The following is a 17,139-nucleotide window of genomic DNA, read 5'->3' as shown; positions in this document are numbered from 1 at the left end:
CGCTTGCACATAAGGGCACTGTGCCATCACTTTTTTTTCACATCTCTTTGTTAGGATCCCGATCACGTTTGAGGAGCCTTTTTCATGCCGCACACCCTGCGCAAGCGCAGCACCCGCATCGCCCTGACCGCTACTGCCAGCCTGCTCGCGGCCACGCTTGGCTTCTTTGCCTGGCAGAGTTTCTATCCGGTCCAGGCTGCCAGCGGCTGGGACGTCGAGGTGTTGCACCGCGACGTGGCCAAAGCAGCCTCGTTGCTGCCGCAAGCCGACGGCAGCCTGCTGGTCAGCCGCGAACTGGACGACGGCAAAGGCAGCATCCTCAAGATCACCGCCCAGGGCGACCGGGTCGTGGTGATCGACAACCTGTCCAAACCTGATGGCATGGTCGCCGTCGACGGCGGCTGGGTGTTCAGCCAGGAAGGGGGCTTCGCGCCGGTCAGCCTGTCGCGTGATGGCCAGGTGACCCGGCTGTTCGACGGCGAGAGCGTGCAAGGGCTGTGGAACGAGGGCGATCACCTTTATGCCATCGAGGACCGCAAGGGCAATGGCCGCTTGATGCGCTACGACTGGCGCACTGGCCAGCTTGACGTGCTGCGTTCCGGGCTTACCGAAACTGAAGGCCTGACCCGCTGCAGCGATGGCCGCCTGCTGTATACCGAGAAAGCCAACGGCAAGGTCCGCGCGTTGTCCGAAGACGGCCAGGACCCGGTGGTGGTCGATGGCCTGCGTAACCCAACCTTCCTCTTCTGCGACCAGCGCGGTTTGTGGATCAGCGAAGACAACACGCACCGCGCCCGCTTGCTGCGTATTGACGCTGATGGCTCGCGCCAGACCGTGCTGTCGTTCCTCAAGGCGCCGCAGTCAATCGTCGCCGATGGCAAGGGCGGCTACCTGCTGGCTGAGGGCGGGCGCAACCGCGTGCTGCACCTGACCCCACCGGTGGAGCGCAGCACCGCGCAGCGTGACTGACCAATCGTTCAGCTCGGCAGGCGTTGCTTGCGCCCGGGTAGCAAGCCCAGCACCAGCATGCAGCCGAGCAGGATCACCCCGCCGCCGGCGACCTGCAGCAGGCTCAAGGTTTCATCGAGGAACAACGCCCCCACCAGCACCGCCACCAGGGTGACCACGAACTCTACGCTGATGGCGCGGGTGGCACCGATACGGGCGACCAGGCCGAAAAACAGCACATACGTGGTAGCGCTCATGACCCCGCCGCTGATCAGCAGGTAAAGCCAGTCGCTGGCCTGGGGCACGCTAGGCACGGGCACCACCAGCAACAGCGGCAAGGTCATCAGGCCGCCGGCCAGGAACGCGCCGCCGGTCACCGTCCATGGGTCCTGGCCACGCACGTGCAGGCTGGCGTAGTTGCTGCCGAACGCAGCGCTCAAGGCCCCGAACAGCGACGCGATACAGCCGTGGATGAAGACATCGTTGACCGGTTGGGCCGGAAAGCCCACCAGCATGGCGATGCCGACAAAGCCCAGCAGCAGGCCGATGAGGCCTTGCAGGGTGATTTTCTCCAGCCCCCAGACACGGCCGATGATCATCGAAAACAGCGGGATGGTGGCCACGAAGATCGCTGCCATGGCGGTGCCGATCCGTGGCGTGGCATAAGACATACCGATCAACTGCCCGGCCACGGTAGTGGCGCCGATCACCAGCAGCGGTTTCAGCAATGGTCGCAGGCGCAAGGCACGGCCGCACACCGCACCCAGCACGGCCAAGGTACTGCCGGCAATCAGCGAGCGCAGGCTGACCGCGCCGACCCAGCCAAAGGCGTGCACCGTCTTGAGCACCACCAGAAAAGAAAAGCCCCAGGCAATGGCCAGAAACAGGTAAGCGGCAAGGTCGCGCGGTTGCATGCGGCAGGGTCCGTCCGGGGCAGAGAACGCAGGCTAGCGGGTTGAAGGGCGTGACTACAAGCGCCGCCAGTGGTTTGCCTGTAATGCCCTTTGATGGCTACCCGACCAACAGCGTGCTTCCCTGCATGGCCGCGCTCACGGATAATCCCCTCATTCCAATAAACAGCCTGTGAGTGGGTATGAGTGATTCCGTAGTCAGCCTCGGCCAGCCTGAAATCGAAGGGGTGCGCAAGTCGCGCAAGAACAACCCCGAGAAAACGCGCGAGGACATCCTTCAGGCCGCCATCAACGAGTTCGTCCAGCAGGGCCTGGCCGGCGCGCGCGTCGATGCCATCGCCGAGCGCACCGCCACCTCCAAACGCATGATTTACTACTACTTCGGCAGCAAGGAGCAGTTGTACGTCGAGTGCCTGGTCAAGCTCTACGGTGATATCCGCAAGACCGAACAAAGCCTGGACCTGGAGTCGCTGCCGGCCGAGCAGGCGATCCGTCGCCTGGTGGAGTTCACCTTCGATCACCACGACCGCAATGTCGATTTCGTGCGCATCATCTGCACCGAAAACATTCACTATGGCGAGTACGTCAAGCAGTCGCCGGTCATCCGCGAAATGAGCAGCCTGGTGCTCGAAGCGCTCGGCAGCACCCTGCGTCGGGGCGAGCAGGAAGGTGTTTTCCGTTCCGGGATCGAGGTCATCGACCTGCACATGCTGATGAGTTCGTTCTGCTTCTACCGGGTGTCGAACCGCCACACCTTCGGCGAGATCTTCCAGATAGACCTCGCCGACGACGAGATCAAGCAGCGCCACAAGAACATGATCTGTGACGCAGTCATCCGCTACATCCGCGCCTGAGCGGGGTCATTCGCCCAGCCGTTGCTCGCGTGACGGCGGGTAGCCGAAGTACGCCGCATAGCACTTGCTGAAGTGCGACACCGACACGAATCCGCAGGCCACTGCCACTTCCATCACCGACAGGTCGGAATACTGCAGCAGCCGGCGGCTTTTGGTGATGCGCAATTCCATGTAGTAGCGCCGCGGCGAGGTGCCCAGCTGGGCCTGGAACAGGCGGTCGATCTGCCGGCGTGAGCGCCCACTGTAGGCGGCCAGTTGATCGAGGCTGAGGGTTTCTTCGAGGTTGTTTTCCATCAGCTCGACGATGGTGCGCATGTGCAGGCTCATGGACTTTTTCGCCCCGGGCCCGACCTGGCGATAGCGCGCGCCGGAGAACGACAATATTTCTTCGACGCCTTCGGCCAGGCCATCGCCGTACAGCCTGCGGACCAGGCCGAGCATCAGCTCCATCGCGCCATTGGGGCTGGCGGCGCTGAGGCGGTCGCGGTCGAGGGTGAAGCTGGCCGGGGTGATGCGGGTTTGCGGGCTGCGTTCGGAGAGGCTGGCGCGTTGCTCGGGGTGGATGCTGCACCCGTAGTCGTCCAGCACGCCTGCGCGGCCCAGGAACCAGGCGCCGTTCCACAGGCCGCCCAGGGCCATGCCATGGGCGGCGCAGTCGTCCAGCATGCGGTCGAGTTCAGGGTACTTGAGCGGGGTGCGCAGGCCACCGCAGATGATCAGCAGGTCGAGTTCCTTGAGCGCTTCGGCGGACAGTTCGCTGGCGACCAGCTCCAGCCCCAGGTCGCTCAGCACCCGGTCGCCGTCCAGCGACAGTGGGGTGAACTGGAAGCTGTCGGCGCGCAGCAGGTTGGCCGTGACCAGCACATCCATGGCCACGGTGAAGCTGGCCATGGAGAAGTGTTCGAGCAATACGAAGTCGACCCGATAGGGCGCTTGGGCATTTCCGGTGGTGGACTTTAGCCTCAGCATGTTGCTGGTGCTGGTCTTCTTGCTGAACTGGCGTGGGGTGGGCACTATGGACTCCGCTTCCTGGCTGGCCAGGCGGAGTGTGGCGGGTGGCCGGGGGAAAGACAATCTCTCGGGTGGGCATGTCGTATTTCAGGTCGTGTTCAGGCAATGGGTTGAAGGGTGGTTGTGAGGTGCAGGCGCTGCAAGCCCAAAAACACGCTCCCCGGGAAATCAATCTGAACCCTCAGCGCCCAAGGCAACCCAACCCATTACATGCCAAATGGGAGAGCGCTCATGGAAATCGGAACGATCTGGATCATCATCGCGGCCTTTGTGATCCTGCTGGAAATCTGGGCCATCTGGCACATCATCGGCAGTGACCGCCGCGCCGAGCGCAAGATGCTGTGGGTCGTCTTCGTGGTCTATGCGCCGTTTCCCGGCCTGTTGTTCTGGGCGTGGCGCGGGCCGCGAGCGGTGAAGGGCAGGGCAGTGCTGCAAGAAAAGTGATGGCCATGGCACCAGGCGCGGGGGCGCCTGGTGCGGTCACTGCTCGCGGCTCAGGGCACGATGCTGAAGTGAATGGCCTGGCCCAGGCCGTCGACCATCAGGCTGCCGTGAAACTTCACCCGCGACACCACACGCAGGCTTTTGAGCTCTTCGTGTATGCGGTCGCGAATCTGCTTTTCGGCTTCATCGACACGGGCTGCCGTGGTGCCTTGGTAAAGCTGGACCACGCCTAGCAGGGTGGTTTCGATGTGGTCCACGGTGTCCCAGCCGATTTTGCGCAAGTGCAGCCGGGCGCGGGCGGCCTCGTCGTCATCGCCGTCATGCCGTGGGTTAATGGTGTAGGCAAGTTGAAAGTGGTGCTTGGTCATTGTCGCTTTCCTTGTTGCGGGCAGGCCTCCGTGCCGGGTTTTGCACTCTAGCGGCAGGCAGACGCCGCTGAAAACACACACGTGGTTCAACACGCTGACCGCGTCATGTGAAAAGTCCTACAGCGCTTGACCTCAAGCTAACTCGAGGTCTGATACTCGGCGGCACTTTTCTCCGTGCGAGTATTCACCGTGTCCCGTTCAGCACCTTTCCAGCTGTCCAACCCTGCAGGGCTGTATGACCCCAGTGGCAATGCCTATTCCCATGTCGCAGAAGTGCCTGCCGGCAGCCGTTTGCTGTATATCGCCGGCCAGGGCGGCGAGGACGTCAGCGGGCATCTGTCGCCGGCATTCGCCGACCAGGCCCGACAGGCCCTGGCCAACCGCGAGACGGCCCTGGCCTCCAAAGGCGCCAGCCTGGCACAGGTGTTCAAGCTGACCTTGCTGATCGTCGATCACAGCGAGGCGCGTCTGCAGCAATGGGTGGCCGAGGCTGACAGGGCCTGGGGCCCGCTCATGAAACCGACCTGCACACTGATACCCGTGCCTCGGCTAGCGCTGGGCGGCATGCTGGTGGAGATCGACGCGGTGGCAGCGCTGTAGCGGCTGCCACTCGGGGGTGGCGCCAGGGAAACACTCTGTTGTATATCGGTAGCTGCAGGGCCGATATAACAACAATAACCCTCTCAGAGGTGACCCCACCATGAGCACCGGCACCACCACGCTTACCGACCGCAAGGCCAGGGCCTGGCTCTGGCCCGCACTGTTCAGCCTGGTGGCCTTCGCTGCCAATTCGGTGTTTTGCCGGTTGGCACTGCGCGACGGGGCCATCGACCCCGCATCGTTCACGGTGGTGCGGCTGGCCAGTGGTGCGCTGTTCCTCATGCTGCTGATACGGTTGCGCAAGCCCGCAATCCCCCAGGGCGGCAGTTGGAGAGGCGGCCTGGCGCTGTTCCTTTATGCATTCCTGTTTTCTGCGGCGTACTTGCAACTGGGCGCTGGCGCGGGTGCGTTGCTGTTGTTCGGCGCTGTGCAGATCACCATGTTTGGTTTTGCCGCGTACAAAGGCGAGCGCATCACCCCGCGGATGCTGCTGGGCATGCTCATCGCCTTCGCTGGCCTGTTGGTGCTGTTGTTGCGCGGTGCCGAGGCGCCACTCTTGCCCAGCGCCTTGCTGATGGCCGCCTCGGGCGTGGCGTGGGGCGTCTATTCGCTGTTGGGCAAAGGCTCACCCAGGCCGTTGGCGGATACCGCCGGCAACTTTGCCCGAAGCCTGCCATGCCTGGTGCTGCTGGCACCCGTGCTGTGGGTCGATGGCGGCACGCAGTTGACCGCACCCGGTTTACTGTATGCGCTTGCCTCGGGCGTGCTGGCCTCGGGGGCGGGTTATGCCGTGTGGTACGGCGTGGTCAGGCAGGTCAGCGCACAACAGGCGGCAACGATGCAGCTCAGTGTGCCGGTGATTGCCGCAGTGGGCGGGGTTTGCCTGATTGGTGAGCCGCTGTCGTTGCGCTTGCTAGTGGCGTGTGTCGTGGTGCTGGGCGGCATCGCGCTGGCGCTGGCACCACGCCGTTAAAAGAAGCTGCGCTGCGCCTTGAGCGTGACGACGCTTTCGCAATACGTGTTGATCCCCGAATACGCATCACAACCGCCGCCACTGAGGTTGGAGTTGCTGTAGATCAGGTTCAGGTCGATGCCCAGCCAAGGCCGCGACAGTTCCAGCGACCAGTCGGAAAAGGCATTCACCTGGCTGCCATCGCCAATGGTGAACGGCGTGCCCAAGCGGTGATGGGCGAGTTTGACGGTGAGGTCGACGTCGAACAGCGGCAATTGGCCGAAGTCGGCGAAGAGGGTGCCGGTGCGGTTGTCGGGGTTGTCGCGCAGCGCCCCGCCAAAGCGGCTGCCCAGCACCGACACGCCGCCGTACAGCGCGTAACTGTCGGGGCCTGCGACAGTGGGCTGGCTGTAATGAATCAAACCCACCTCGTAACCCAGGCTGCTGTCGAAGTGGTGCTTGTAGCCCAGGTAGCTGTCCAAGCGCAGGGTGGAGTTTGGGGTGACGCCCATGCTCGGGGCGTATTGGCCCAGGTACCAGCCACTGCGGTGGCTGAGGTCGAGGCCACCATGGAATGCGCCGATGGCGCTGGGCGAAATCAGCCCTTGGGCCATGCTGCGGGAGGGTGTGGTGCCTAGCGTGAAGTCGATATCGCCCAGTTCGCGTTTCATTTGCTGGGCCAGCAGCAGGGGGCTGAAGAGCAGTGCAGCACTCAGCAACAGAAGGGGCCTGGTCATGGTCTCCGTCCTGGAAGGCTTGCGGTTGAGCGGTAAAGGATACCTGCGCAGGCGGGAGGAGGGAACCGTTGGCTATGCCCTTCAGCCTTTGGTCGAAGGGTCAGCGTCGGCGGCTTCAGTGACTACAGGCAGGTCGTTGGCACGCTGGATCACCCGCCGTTGCTGTTCATAGTCGTCCAGCGACAGGCCACGGCGCTGCAAGGCTTCCAGTTGCAGTTGGCGGGTTTCTTCGGCGCTGTACGGGCGCAGTTCGGGGTGGCTGGCACAGCCGGCCAACAGGGCGATGGCGGTAGCGGCCAGGGCAGTGAGCGAGAGGCGGGCCAGGGTATTCATCGGGTAGCTCCGGGGTGCGGGGATTCGCCAAGTTCGAATCAATGGCGCTAGGTTATTGGGCCGGGCCGATCAGTAGAAATTGCCTCGTTCGATAGTCACTATCGATACAACCATCAGTGCGAAAAGTTAGCGCCCTCTCTGCTGGTCAAACGGATTGCCATTGCTACCCTTAACCCACGCGGTCTGACCTCATGGGGATTAGCGATGCGCATGCCATTGATTGCCGTCCTTTCGGCGCTGCTGTGCCTGAGCGCTGCACCTGGCCGGGTGCTGGCACAAGATGTACCCGCGCCGGCCCCGGCCCCACAAGCCGACACGCTCGCGGCCAAGGAGGCGGTGTTCACCCAGGAGCAACTGGACCAGATGCTCGCACCCATCGCGCTGTACCCCGACGCGTTGCTGGCCCAGGTGCTGATGGCCGCCACCTACCCGGGGCAGGTGAGTGAAGCCGTGACCTGGTCCAAGGCCAACCCCAAGGCCTCTGGCGACGATGCGGTCAAGCAAGTGGCGAAACAGCCGTGGGACCCGAGCGTGCAGGCGCTGGTGGCCTTCCCGCAGTTGCTGGCGACCCTGGGCCAGGACCCCGTGTGGGTACAACGCCTGGGCGACGCCTTTCTCGCGCAACCCGACGATGTCATGGCCGGCGTGCAGCGCTTGCGTCATCAAGCGCAGGCGGCCGGCAACCTGCAGAGCAACCAGTACCAGAACGTGACCGTGCAGGCGGCTCCGGCGGCAGCGCCGGCTTCCAGCGGTGGTAGCAGCAAGCAGGCTGCCCCGGCCAGCAGCCCGCCCACCACCATCATTATCGAGCCGGCCGACCCGCAAGTGGTGTACGTGCCCAGCTACAACCCCACCACCACCTACGGCACCTGGGCTTACCCGGCCTCGCCGCCGGTGTACTACCCGCCACCGCCGATGTACTACGCCGGTTCCGCGCTGGTGGCGGGCCTGGCCTTCGGTACGGGCGTGGCGATTGTCAGTTCGCTGTGGGGCGACTGTGACTGGGGCAACAATGACATCGACATCGACGTCAACCGCTACAACAACATCAACGGCAACAACCGCATCACCAACAACCAGAACAAATGGCAGCATAACGCCGCGAACCGCGAGGGTGTGCCTTACCGCGATGCCCGCAGCCGCCAGCAATATGGTCGCCAGCTGGACGGTGCTACCCAGCGTACCGCGTTCCGTGGCGACGACGCCCAGCGTGCCCAGGCACGCAACAACGCCAGGGCTTCAATGGACCGGGCTGGCATCGAGCGGCCGGCCACCAGCAACCGCCAGGCCCGCCAGCAGGTGCGCGAGGCGCAGGCGGGCAATTCGGTCGGCAATCGCATGCAATCGCGTAACGACGCGGCACGGCCAGCCGACCGCCGACAGGACACACGTAATACCCAAGGCCGGCAGCAGAACAACCAGGTCAACTCACGCAGACAAGGCGAAGGCAAGGCGCGGCAAGGGGCGCAGAACCGCCCTGCCAATACCGCAGGCCGGGCGCGTAACAATGCCTTCGATGGCGTGCGCTCGCCGTCGCGCACCAGCGCGCAGGCCAGCCGCGGCCGCACCAGCCAGTCGTTCGCCCAGCGGCCGAACGCATCGCGTGCCGCCGGGCACCAGATCTCCCGGCCCAGTGCGCCTGCACGCCGCGGGGGAGGTGGCCGTCGATGAACCGTCCATTACTCGGGGCATTGCTGCTCACTGCAGGCCTGGCCTGGTCATCCCTGGCCGCTGCGCAAGACGCTTTTCCGACACCGGAGAAGGCCGTGGAGGCCTTCGTCGCGGCGCTGGGCCAAGAGAAAGCGGATGAAGCGCGCTTGGGCCAACTGCTGGGCGATGATTGGCGTACCTACATCCCGCGTGGGGGTGTGCAACGCAGTGATGTGGACACGTTCCTGGAGCAGTATCGCGCGCAGCACAGCATCGACATGACGGCCCAGGGCAAGGCCATACTGGCGGTGGGCAGTGATCACTGGACGTTGCCTATACCCCTGAGCAAAAGCAGCCAGGGCTGGCGTTTCGACCTCAAGGCCGGCAGTGCCGAGATCCGCGCCCGGCGCATTGGCCGCAACGAACTGGGCGCCCTGCAGTCGATGCTGGCGTACCACGACGCGCAGATGGACTACGCCTCACAAGACCGCAACGGCAATGGTGCGCTGGAATACGCGCAGAAAATTTTCAGCGAGCCTGGCAAGCATGACGGCCTGTACTGGGACGATGAAGGTGATGGGCAGGTCAGCCCGCTGGGGCCGCTGTTCGGCCAGGATGTGGTGGGTGACGACTGGTATGGCTACCACTTCCGCATCCTCGATGCGCAAGGCCCTTCGGCCCCCGGTGGCGCCTACAGCTACTTGATCGGCAACCAGATGAGCCGCGGCTTTGCCCTGATCGCCTGGCCAGCGAAGTATGACGACACAGGGGTGATGAGCTTCATGATCAGCCATGACGGCCAGGTCTTCGAGAAAGACCTCGGGCCACACGGGGACAGGCTGGCCAAGGAGATGAAACGCTTCGACCCGGATGACAGCTGGAAAGAGGTCGATACCACGGCGATCGAGTGAGCACGGCGCATCCCTGCGCCGCCGCCTTCAGTGTGCGCGCGCCGCGCGCACCTCGCTGGCGGTACACCCGAAGCGCTGGCGAAAGGCCCGGGTGAACTGCGCCTGGTCGGCAAAACCCCAGCGAAACGCCAGTTGGCCGATAGACAGATGGCAGTGCGGGTCGCACAGCTGGCGATGCACTGCCTCCAGGCGCTGTTGGCGCACCCATTCGCCCAGGGTATAGGGCGTGATCGAGAACAGCTTGTGCAGGTAGCGCAATGACAGGCCGCAGGCCGTGGCGACGGCTTGCGGTGACAGGTCGGGGTCGCCGAGGTTTTGCAGCACATAGTGCTCGACACGGGTCAGGTGCAACGTGCTGAGGTTGGAGCCTTCACTGCCCAGCACCCGTTCGTCCTGCTGCAAGGCCAGCAGCAGGGTCGCACTGGCCTGCTCCAGCAACAGGTGGCGGGCGGCTGCGGGGCTGGCGTCGAAGTGGCGCGCGCAGAGGTCCAGTTGCTCGACAAAGATGCGCCCAAGGCCTTGGCTGGCGTCGAAGCAGTGGCGGGTGTAACGCTTGTGCCCGAGCAAGTTGGCCTTGAGCGCGCGTTCAGGCAGTTTCAGCACCCACAGGTCGTTCTCGGCCCGGTAATGGAAACGGTAAGGCGCGTCGCCGCGCTCGACGATGAAACCGCCCGGGCGGCAGCTCACTGGGTGGCCATCCTGCTCGAAGTGCACCTCGCTGCGGCTGGGCACGGTGACCAGGTAGAACGCGTCAGTGTCCTGGCCGATGTGCGCCTTGCTGCGGGAATAGCCAAGCTGGCTGGAGCGCAGGCGTGACAGGCTCAGCGGCGTGCTGGGGGTGCTCCAGCGCTGCAGGTGGCCATTGAAGGGTTGCTCGGCGGCAAATTCCAGGCTCAAGGGGAAGTAGGTGTCGTTGATGGCTTCGGCCCAGCGTGCCTGGCGTTCGGGTTGCGGCCAGCCGTGGGTCGACAGTTCTGTGGGCATGGGTTGTCCTTTTTCAAAGAGGGCAGCATTGAAAAAAGGAACTGCAGGCAAGCTACTCAAGCAGCTCTTGTTATTGTGCAAAAACGCCCGGCAGCGCAACGCTGCCGGGCGGGTGTCACGCCCATGATCGGCGCGTGCCGACCCTTTGATCAAGCCCCGCGTGTCACCCGGTACGTGGCCGAAGGTTCCAGGCAGGCCTGCCAGCCTGGCGGCACGACGATGTTGGTGGTGTCCTCCTCGATCACACAGGGGCCTTGCACCGTCTGCCCGGGCAGCAGGTGGTTACCGTTGAACACCGGGGTGTGCTGCCACTCGCCGTCGGCACTGAACAGCATCGGGCGCTCGCCCGCTGGGACTGCAGCAGGTGGCTTGGCCGGCCCCTGCAGTTCTGGCTGCGGTGGGCGCGGCAGGTGACCGATCACCGAGCACTCCAGGTTGACCAGTTCTACCGGGCTGCCGGGCTCACTGTACGAGTACAGCGTCTGGTGGCGAGCGTGGAAGGACTCGATCAACGCTGCCAGCCCGTCGCTGTCCAGGCTGTGGCGCTCCAGCTCCACGCTGCACTCATGGATCTGCCCGCTGTAGCGCATTTCCAGGGTGTAGTGGCAGCTGCTGGCCTGGTCGCCGAAGCCGTCTTCACGCAGGTTCGCCAAGCCTTGCTGGCGCAGTTCGGCCAGGGCCTGGTTGAGCTGCGCGAGGTCGGCGTGTTCGGCGTCCAGGCGCATCGACAGGCTGGTGAGCTGATCGTAGCGCACATCCGAAAGGATCTGGCCGAAGGCGCACAAGCCAGAGGCCACCTTGGGGATCAACACGGTGTGCATGCCAATTTCTTCGGCCAGGCGCACCACGTGCATACCCGCTGCGCCACCCGCGCCAATCAGGGCGAAGTCGCGCGGGTCGTGGCCGCGTTCGATGGAGACACGGCGGATGCCGTTGACCATGTTCAGGTTGACCAGGGTGGTAATGCCAAACGCGGCGCGCTCAACACTGATGCCCAGCGGTTCGGCGATCTTGCTGCGGATGGCCTCCAGCGCAGCCTGGCGATTGAGCGTAATACTGCCGCCCAGCAACGCACGGTCTGGCAGGTAGCCCAGGGCCAGGTTGGCGTCGGTCACGGTGGGTTCACTGCCGCCTTTGCCGTAGCACACCGGGCCAGGCTTGGCGCCCGCACTGCGGGGGCCGACCTGCAGCATGCCGAACTCGTCGAGGTGCGCGATGGAGCCACCGCCGGCACCCAGTGTCTCCACCTGGATCATCGGCACGCCGATGCGCTGGCGCAGGAAGTCCACATCCTTGCTGAAGTTGGTGCGCCCGGCATTGGTCAGGGTGATGTCGAACGAGGTGCCCCCCATGTCCACGGTGATGACGTTGTCGATGCCAAACGGGCGGGCGACCGAGAGCCCCGCCTGGGGCGCCGAAGCCGGGCCGGAGTTGATGGCATTGACCGCGCGCTCACGCATCAGGTGGCCGGGCGCCAGGCCACCGTTGGACTGGAAGTAGCGCACCAGTTGCTGGGCGCCCAACTCCTCGAACAGGCTGTCGATACGCGCCACGTAGCGCGCCATCACTGGGCTCAGGTAGGCGTTGACCACGGTGGTGGAGGTGCGGGTGTATTCGCGGATTTGCGGGAACACTTCAACGCCTGTGCAAACGAACACCCCGGGCAGCGCTGCCCTGACCAGCTCGGCGGCACGCTGCTCATGGCTGGGGTTGCGCACCGACCAGAGGAAGGAAATGGCCACCGCTTCCACGCCTTCGGCGCGGAAGTAGTCGATAGCCTCATGCACCGCGCGCTCGTCCAGCGGGCTGTGCTCGCGGCCATCGCCGAGGATCCGGCCACCGATCGGGCGCCGCAGGTGACGCGGGGCGAGCATGTGCGCCGGCGGGTAGTGGGCGTCATAGCGGTGGCCCTCTTCCTTGTGGCCCAGGCGGATTTCCAGGCTGTCTTCGTGGCCCTCGGTGCACAGCAGGCCGACCTTGACCCCGGTGCGCTCGATCAGGGCGTTGAGGGCGACGGTGGTGCCGTTGATGCACAGGTCGCAGTTGGCGATGATCTCGGCCGGCGTGCGGCCGGTGGCGTCGGCGATTTGCGCCAGGCCCGCGCGGATGGCCAAGGTGCCGTCCTGCGGCGTGGAAGGGGCTTTGAACAGCTGCACGCCGCCATCGCGGTCAGCCAGGATGAAATCGGTGAAGGTGCCGCCGGCGTCGATGCCCAGGCGATATTGATTGCGCATGATGGGTCTCCGGTCAGTGCAGGTCGCGGGCAAGACGGGTGGCGGTTTCGTCGAGGTGGCCGTCAGCGTCGACGACCACGCCGTATTCCAGGGCGGCGCCGTGGGGCGAGACCAGGCCGTTGCGCAGGTCTTGCAGCACGGCGGCTACCGGGCGGCGCAGGGGGTCGCCATAACCGCCGCCCCCCGGGTTGATGTTGATGATCCGCTCGCCGGGCTGGAGGGTGAGCATGGGGTTCTGGGTGTAGTGGTCTTCCGAGCCATCGGCGTGACGGTGGATCAGGCGGCCGAGCTTGGGCTCCAGCAGGGCATTGCGGGCCCCGGCGGCGCCGGCGGTGGGCAGTTGGCGGCCCTCGCCGAAGCCGACCACGGTCATCGCGTGTTGCAGGGGCTCGATCTCCAGGCGGGTGCCGGAGCCGCCGCGAAATTCACCGGCGCCGCCACTGTCGGCCATCAGGCTGTAGCGGTGGATGAGTATCGGGTAGGCGTGCTCCAGCAGTTCGATGTCACCGCTCATCAAGGCGCCGAAGCAGCACAGCGGCCCACAGGCATGCCAGCCATCCATGACTTTGTTGGCCCCCGCGCCGGCAATGATCGAGGCCAGGACCATGGTCACGTACTCGCTGTTGCCGTTACGTGGGTCGTGGCCGGCGATGTTGATGCCGCTGGTATGCCCCCAGGAGGCCGTGACCCGCTGCGGCGAAGCTTGCTCCAGTGCCGTGCGCACGGCATCGGCCAAGGTTTCCATCGGAGTCGTGGTGCAGTTGACGTGGGGGGCTGGTTCCTGGGCGTTGCACAGCGTGCCCTTGGCGCCGACATCGACCGTGACGCAGCGATACAGGCCTTCGTTGTAGGGCGGTGCGACCTGGGCGAACATCATCAGGCCAAGGTACACACCCGACACCGAGTTGCCCTCGTAGGAATTGATGAAGTAGGGCACCTGCGGCGGGCTTTCGATACGCACATGGGCTTGCTCGCCGCGTATCTCGACATGCGCGGTGATGGCCAGTTCACCCAGGCCGTGGCCGGCGTCTTCGAGCACGGCGGTGCCGCGGTAGTGGCCGTCCGGCACGTCACGCAGCAAGGCGCGCATGTGGCGGTCGGCCATGTTCTTCAGCTCGGCGATGCAGGCACGCACCTGCTCCACGCCGTACTTGTCGAGCAGGTCGAGCAGGTGCCGCTCACCGACTTTGCAGGCGCCGTACTGGGCGTTGAGGTCGCCCTCCTGATAGGGGCGGGCGCGCATGTTGGTGAGCATGAAGTTGATCACGTCTTCGCGGCGCTTGCCCTTTTCCCACAGCTTCACGGGCGGGATGCGCAGGCCTTCGGCGTAGATTTCCTTGGCGTCCGGGTTGTAGCCGGCCGGTACCGGGCCGCCGATGTCGGTGAGGTGGCCTTTGCATACAGTCCAGAACACCAGCTCGCCCTGGTAGTACACGGGCTTGTACATGCAGCAGTCGAGGATATGGCTGCCCTTGTACGCCGGGTCGTTGTGGTAGATCACGTCACCTTCGGCGATATCGTCACCGAAAAACTCGGCCACGCACTTCATGGCGGGGATCAGTGAACCCAGGTGGATGGGGATGTCCTGGCCTTGCAGGATCATTTCGGGGAGGTGGTCGAACAACGAGTTCGAGTAATCATGGGCCAGGTTGAACACACTGGAGCGGCCGGTCTTTTCCAACGTCAAGGTCATTTCGCGCTGCGCTGTTTCCAGCGCACCCCGGACCACCGCAAGGGTGATCGGATCTACTGTTTTCATAGGTCACCAACGTTTGTTCTTGTGCTTTTGGGTGCGTGCCGCAGTGATCGGCGCGTGGTGACAGGCTACGGGGCGAGCGGGGTGGCTGACTTGTCGGTGGGTGTACTGCTTGTTGCGCTTGGGTGCACTGTTTGGGCGGCTTTAGCCCATCATCCTGTGGGAGCAACTGTCTTGCGCCATTTCTAAAAATTGACGCATTAAGTGGGAGCGGGCTTGCCCCGCGAACACCGGCGAAGCCGGTGCCATGCTCCGCGTAGCCCCATTCGCGGGACAAGCCCGCTCCCACAATGTTCACTATTGTCTGGTCGATTTCCTACACGCCCAGCAACCGCTGCACCAGCCATTGCCCGGCTGGGCCGAGGGCGCGGCGGCGGGACCAGGCGATGTCCATGTCGACGCGGCGCGGATAACCGGCCACCTGCAATTCCACCAGGCCGCTGCCAAAGCGCGTGACCAGGGCCTTGGGCAGTTCTGCCCAGCCAAAGCCACGGGCGGCGAACTCCAGCAAGGTCAGGTAGTCCGGCGCCGACCAGGCCTGGCCGCGGTCGTGGTGCAGGCTGGGGGCGTAGGTCTTGATGTACAGCTGGCGTACGGTCTCCAGGTGTTGGCGCTGCACTGTGCGCAGCGCCGCCAGCGGGTGCTCGGCGCTCACGTACACACAAAACTCCGCCTGCTCAGGCAGGCGCGCCACGGCGACATCGGCGGGGTACTGGCGCTGCGCGGCAAGAATGCCGATCTGGGCCATGTCCTGCTGCACCAACTCGATCACGTCAGCGTCTTCCGAGGGCCCACAGCGCAGCTCGGTATGCGGGTAGCTGTGTGCGAAGCCGGTCATGACCGCGCTTTGGAAGGTGACGCTGTAGCTGTCCGACATCACCACCGAGACCAACGCTTCAACGTGCTCAGCCAGCCTCAGTGACAGGGCGTCGAGCCCGGCACTGGCGTCGAGGATCGCTTCGACATGGGGCAATACCTGGCGCCCGGCAGCATTGAGCGTAGGGTGGCGCCCGCCGCGGTCGAACAGGGGGCAGCCGATATCCGCCTCGAAATTGGCTATCGCAATGCTGACGGTGGACTGGCTTTTCTTCAGTTTGCGGGCCGCCGCAGAGAACGAGCCCAGCGAGGCGGCTTCGACAAAGGCAAGCAAGGCTTCAGGCGAGTAGCGCATAGGTATTGATAAAACCGATAGGAGCTATGTCGCGAGTATCTGTTCCATCAAAGAAAATAGGAAGCACGTCTCAAGCAAATGATGGAATTCAAGATGAAAAAGGTCTCTTTCACCGAACGCATGGTCCATGCCGTAGGTTATGAAGTGTTCGCTGTGCTGTTGTGCGCACCGCTGTTGTCCTGGGTGCTGGGCAAGTCGTTGGCAACGGCCGGGGGGCTGGCGGTGACCCTGTCGGTCATCGCCATGGCCTGGAACGTGGCCTATAACGCACTGATCGACCGCGTCGTGCAAACCGAACGGGTTGCCTGGAAGCCTTGGACGCGTGTCGCCCATGGCCTGGGCTTCGAGGCAGGCCTGGTGGTGTGGTGCCTGCCCGTGGCGGCCTGGATGCTGGATATTTCGCTGCTTCAGGCGTTCATGGTCGAGCTGGGCTTCTTCGTGATCATCCTGCCCTACACCGTGGTGTACAACTGGGCGTTCGACAAAGCCCGGCACTATGTGGTCCAGCGCCAGGCTGCCGCCTAACGGCCTACTCCCCGCGCCCGATGCCCTCGGCATGCATGATCTGCGCGATGATCGGCACGGGGGTCATCAGGTGCGAGTGCATCATGGCGCTGGCGCGCTTGGCGTCGCGGGCCAGAATCGCCTCCACCAACGCTGCGTGCTCCTGGCGCTTGAGTTCAAGGGCCTGCTCGGAAAACACCGTCTGCGTCAGCCACAGATGCCGATAACGCTCGGCCTGGTCGAACAGGTAGGTGCGTGCCTGCAGCAAGTGCTTGGAGCCGCACCCGGAGGCGATGGCGGTGTGAAACGCCTTGTGCCGCTCGTCCCAGACGTCCAGGCGCTGCTCGCGGGTTTTCACTTCCACCACTTTGGCCAAGGTATGCGAACAGGCCAGCACCGAGGCCTCCCAGGCGTCGTCGCCGCGTTCGATGGCCAGGCTGATGATCATGGCTTCCAGGTTGGCGCGGGCATCGTAGATGTCGTTCATCTCCGCCAGTGACATGGGGGCGACACGGTAGCCCTTTTGGCTGATGGCATTCACCAGGTGCTCGGCCACCAACTGCGAGAGCGCCTCGCGCAGGGGCCCTACACCCAGTTCGTAGCGGTCTTTGAGGGTGCTCATCAAGAGCTTTTCCCCCGGCTTGAACACGCCACGGATGATGTCCTTCTTGAGCCTCTCATACCCGCTGAATGCTGAATTTTGTCGGGGCGCGAGCGCTTCCAAGGTCCTGTTCCTCAAAACGTTTTGCCGATCATACCGAAACCACTGGC

General features: G+C 64.3%; 18 protein-coding genes. 8 read left to right on the top strand and 10 right to left on the bottom strand.

Going from position 1 to position 17,139, the window contains the following annotated elements:
• Nucleotides 1–84: 84 nt before the first annotated feature.
• Nucleotides 85–969: an NHL repeat-containing protein gene (locus AB7M33_RS24905; RefSeq protein ID WP_099429141.1), complete on the top strand. Its 885-nt coding sequence runs from the start codon at nt 85–87 to the stop codon at nt 967–969.
• A gap of 8 nt (nt 970–977) precedes the next feature.
• Here the strand turns inward: AB7M33_RS24905 and AB7M33_RS24900 are convergent, their stop codons facing one another.
• Nucleotides 978–1,862 (bottom strand): DMT family transporter, encoded by an 885-nt coding sequence (locus AB7M33_RS24900; protein WP_454243894.1) that lies wholly within the window; start codon nt 1,860–1,862, stop codon nt 978–980.
• Nucleotides 1,863–2,041: 179 nt separating this feature from the next.
• On the opposite strand from AB7M33_RS24900, the gene AB7M33_RS24895 reads away from it, so the two are divergent.
• Nucleotides 2,042–2,713, top strand: a complete 672-nt coding sequence (locus AB7M33_RS24895) for a TetR/AcrR family transcriptional regulator (RefSeq protein WP_027593524.1) — start codon at nt 2,042–2,044, stop codon at nt 2,711–2,713.
• Between the two features lie 6 nt (nt 2,714–2,719).
• On the opposite strand, the gene AB7M33_RS24890 is transcribed toward AB7M33_RS24895, so the two are convergent.
• Nucleotides 2,720–3,727: a GlxA family transcriptional regulator gene (locus AB7M33_RS24890; protein ID WP_027593523.1), complete on the bottom strand. Its 1,008-nt coding sequence runs from the start codon at nt 3,725–3,727 to the stop codon at nt 2,720–2,722.
• A gap of 228 nt (nt 3,728–3,955) precedes the next feature.
• Between AB7M33_RS24890 and AB7M33_RS24885 the strand changes: the two genes are divergently transcribed.
• A complete protein-coding gene (locus AB7M33_RS24885) occupies nt 3,956–4,168 on the top strand; it encodes a PLDc N-terminal domain-containing protein (RefSeq protein WP_027593522.1) in 213 nt (70 codons plus the stop codon).
• A gap of 50 nt (nt 4,169–4,218) precedes the next feature.
• Here AB7M33_RS24885 and AB7M33_RS24880 read toward each other — a convergent pair whose 3' ends face one another.
• On the bottom strand, nt 4,219–4,536 hold the full coding sequence (locus tag AB7M33_RS24880) for a hypothetical protein (protein ID WP_099429144.1): 318 nt from the start codon (nt 4,534–4,536) through the stop codon (nt 4,219–4,221).
• A gap of 189 nt (nt 4,537–4,725) precedes the next feature.
• Here AB7M33_RS24880 and AB7M33_RS24875 point away from each other — a divergent pair, with 189 nt between their 5' ends.
• Both AB7M33_RS24875 and AB7M33_RS24870 read left to right on the top strand, forming a co-directional pair.
• Nucleotides 4,726–5,136: a RidA family protein gene (locus AB7M33_RS24875; protein WP_454243893.1), complete on the top strand. Its 411-nt coding sequence runs from the start codon at nt 4,726–4,728 to the stop codon at nt 5,134–5,136.
• Between the two features lie 100 nt (nt 5,137–5,236).
• Nucleotides 5,237–6,109, top strand: coding sequence for a DMT family transporter (locus AB7M33_RS24870; protein ID WP_454243892.1), 873 nt, complete (start codon nt 5,237–5,239; stop codon nt 6,107–6,109).
• On the opposite strand, the gene AB7M33_RS24865 is transcribed toward AB7M33_RS24870, so the two are convergent.
• Nucleotides 6,106–6,825, bottom strand: coding sequence for a TorF family putative porin (locus AB7M33_RS24865; protein WP_238213421.1), 720 nt, complete (start codon nt 6,823–6,825; stop codon nt 6,106–6,108). The two genes, AB7M33_RS24870 and AB7M33_RS24865, sit on opposite strands and share 4 nt — an antisense overlap.
• Before the next feature lie 81 nt (nt 6,826–6,906).
• Nucleotides 6,907–7,158 (bottom strand): hypothetical protein, encoded by a 252-nt coding sequence (locus AB7M33_RS24860; protein ID WP_186680130.1) that lies wholly within the window; start codon nt 7,156–7,158, stop codon nt 6,907–6,909.
• A gap of 204 nt (nt 7,159–7,362) precedes the next feature.
• Between AB7M33_RS24860 and AB7M33_RS24855 the strand changes: the two genes are divergently transcribed.
• Both AB7M33_RS24855 and AB7M33_RS24850 read left to right on the top strand, forming a co-directional pair.
• Entirely contained in the window at nt 7,363–8,829 is a 1,467-nt protein-coding gene (locus AB7M33_RS24855; protein ID WP_454243891.1) for a DUF3300 domain-containing protein, read from the top strand.
• Nucleotides 8,826–9,719, top strand: a complete 894-nt coding sequence (locus AB7M33_RS24850) for a DUF2950 domain-containing protein (RefSeq protein ID WP_454243890.1) — start codon at nt 8,826–8,828, stop codon at nt 9,717–9,719. The genes AB7M33_RS24855 and AB7M33_RS24850 overlap by 4 nt, the downstream gene beginning before the upstream one ends.
• A 27-nt stretch (nt 9,720–9,746) precedes the next feature.
• Here the strand turns inward: AB7M33_RS24850 and AB7M33_RS24845 are convergent, their stop codons facing one another.
• The 4 genes from AB7M33_RS24845 to AB7M33_RS24830 all read right to left on the bottom strand — a co-directional run bounded on the left by AB7M33_RS24845 (nt 9,747) and on the right by AB7M33_RS24830 (nt 15,864).
• Complete coding sequence (locus tag AB7M33_RS24845; RefSeq protein WP_454243889.1) at nt 9,747–10,703, bottom strand: AraC-like ligand-binding domain-containing protein; 957 nt, start codon at nt 10,701–10,703, stop codon at nt 9,747–9,749.
• Between the two features lie 149 nt (nt 10,704–10,852).
• Nucleotides 10,853–12,937 carry a caprolactamase subunit alpha gene (capA, locus tag AB7M33_RS24840; protein ID WP_454243888.1) on the bottom strand — a complete coding sequence of 695 codons (2,085 nt, stop codon included), beginning with the start codon at nt 12,935–12,937 and terminating at the stop codon, nt 10,853–10,855.
• Nucleotides 12,938–12,950: 13 nt separating this feature from the next.
• Nucleotides 12,951–14,696, bottom strand: coding sequence for a caprolactamase subunit beta (gene capB / locus AB7M33_RS24835; protein WP_027593512.1), 1,746 nt, complete (start codon nt 14,694–14,696; stop codon nt 12,951–12,953).
• A 313-nt stretch (nt 14,697–15,009) separates the two neighbouring features.
• Nucleotides 15,010–15,864, bottom strand: a complete 855-nt coding sequence (locus tag AB7M33_RS24830) for a LysR family transcriptional regulator (RefSeq protein WP_454243887.1) — start codon at nt 15,862–15,864, stop codon at nt 15,010–15,012.
• 93 nt (nt 15,865–15,957) lie between these two features.
• Here AB7M33_RS24830 and AB7M33_RS24825 point away from each other — a divergent pair, with 93 nt between their 5' ends.
• The gene (locus tag AB7M33_RS24825; RefSeq protein WP_099430896.1) at nt 15,958–16,389 is read left to right on the top strand and encodes a multidrug/biocide efflux PACE transporter; all 432 of its coding nucleotides are present in this window, start codon (nt 15,958–15,960) and stop codon (nt 16,387–16,389) included.
• Between the two features lie 4 nt (nt 16,390–16,393).
• On the opposite strand, the gene csiR is transcribed toward AB7M33_RS24825, so the two are convergent.
• Nucleotides 16,394–17,092 (bottom strand): DNA-binding transcriptional regulator CsiR, encoded by a 699-nt coding sequence (gene csiR, locus AB7M33_RS24820; RefSeq protein ID WP_027593509.1) that lies wholly within the window; start codon nt 17,090–17,092, stop codon nt 16,394–16,396.
• Nucleotides 17,093–17,139: the final 47 nt, after the last annotated feature.

Source organism: Pseudomonas sp. Y3 TE3536, assembly GCF_053629175.1.
This window is presented reverse-complemented; position numbering and strand designations above follow the sequence as displayed.

What these genes read in the sequence shown, in the direction of transcription:
- capA (WP_454243888.1), bottom strand. Translation starts at nt 12,937, where the DNA reads ATGCGCAATCAATATCGCCTGGGCATCGACGCCGGCGGCACCTTCACC.
- AB7M33_RS24860 (WP_186680130.1), bottom strand. Translation starts at nt 7,158, where the DNA reads ATGAATACCCTGGCCCGCCTCTCGCTCACTGCCCTGGCCGCTACCGCC.
- AB7M33_RS24880 (WP_099429144.1), bottom strand. Translation starts at nt 4,536, where the DNA reads ATGACCAAGCACCACTTTCAACTTGCCTACACCATTAACCCACGGCAT.
- AB7M33_RS24855 (WP_454243891.1), top strand. Translation starts at nt 7,363, where the DNA reads ATGCGCATGCCATTGATTGCCGTCCTTTCGGCGCTGCTGTGCCTGAGC.
- AB7M33_RS24830 (WP_454243887.1), bottom strand. Translation starts at nt 15,864, where the DNA reads ATGCGCTACTCGCCTGAAGCCTTGCTTGCCTTTGTCGAAGCCGCCTCG.
- AB7M33_RS24850 (WP_454243890.1), top strand. Translation starts at nt 8,826, where the DNA reads ATGAACCGTCCATTACTCGGGGCATTGCTGCTCACTGCAGGCCTGGCC.
- AB7M33_RS24895 (WP_027593524.1), top strand. Translation starts at nt 2,042, where the DNA reads ATGAGTGATTCCGTAGTCAGCCTCGGCCAGCCTGAAATCGAAGGGGTG.
- AB7M33_RS24865 (WP_238213421.1), bottom strand. Translation starts at nt 6,825, where the DNA reads ATGACCAGGCCCCTTCTGTTGCTGAGTGCTGCACTGCTCTTCAGCCCC.
- capB (WP_027593512.1), bottom strand. Translation starts at nt 14,696, where the DNA reads ATGAAAACAGTAGATCCGATCACCCTTGCGGTGGTCCGGGGTGCGCTG.
- AB7M33_RS24870 (WP_454243892.1), top strand. Translation starts at nt 5,237, where the DNA reads ATGAGCACCGGCACCACCACGCTTACCGACCGCAAGGCCAGGGCCTGG.
- AB7M33_RS24885 (WP_027593522.1), top strand. Translation starts at nt 3,956, where the DNA reads ATGGAAATCGGAACGATCTGGATCATCATCGCGGCCTTTGTGATCCTG.
- AB7M33_RS24845 (WP_454243889.1), bottom strand. Translation starts at nt 10,703, where the DNA reads ATGCCCACAGAACTGTCGACCCACGGCTGGCCGCAACCCGAACGCCAG.
- AB7M33_RS24905 (WP_099429141.1), top strand. Translation starts at nt 85, where the DNA reads ATGCCGCACACCCTGCGCAAGCGCAGCACCCGCATCGCCCTGACCGCT.
- AB7M33_RS24825 (WP_099430896.1), top strand. Translation starts at nt 15,958, where the DNA reads ATGAAAAAGGTCTCTTTCACCGAACGCATGGTCCATGCCGTAGGTTAT.
- AB7M33_RS24900 (WP_454243894.1), bottom strand. Translation starts at nt 1,862, where the DNA reads ATGCAACCGCGCGACCTTGCCGCTTACCTGTTTCTGGCCATTGCCTGG.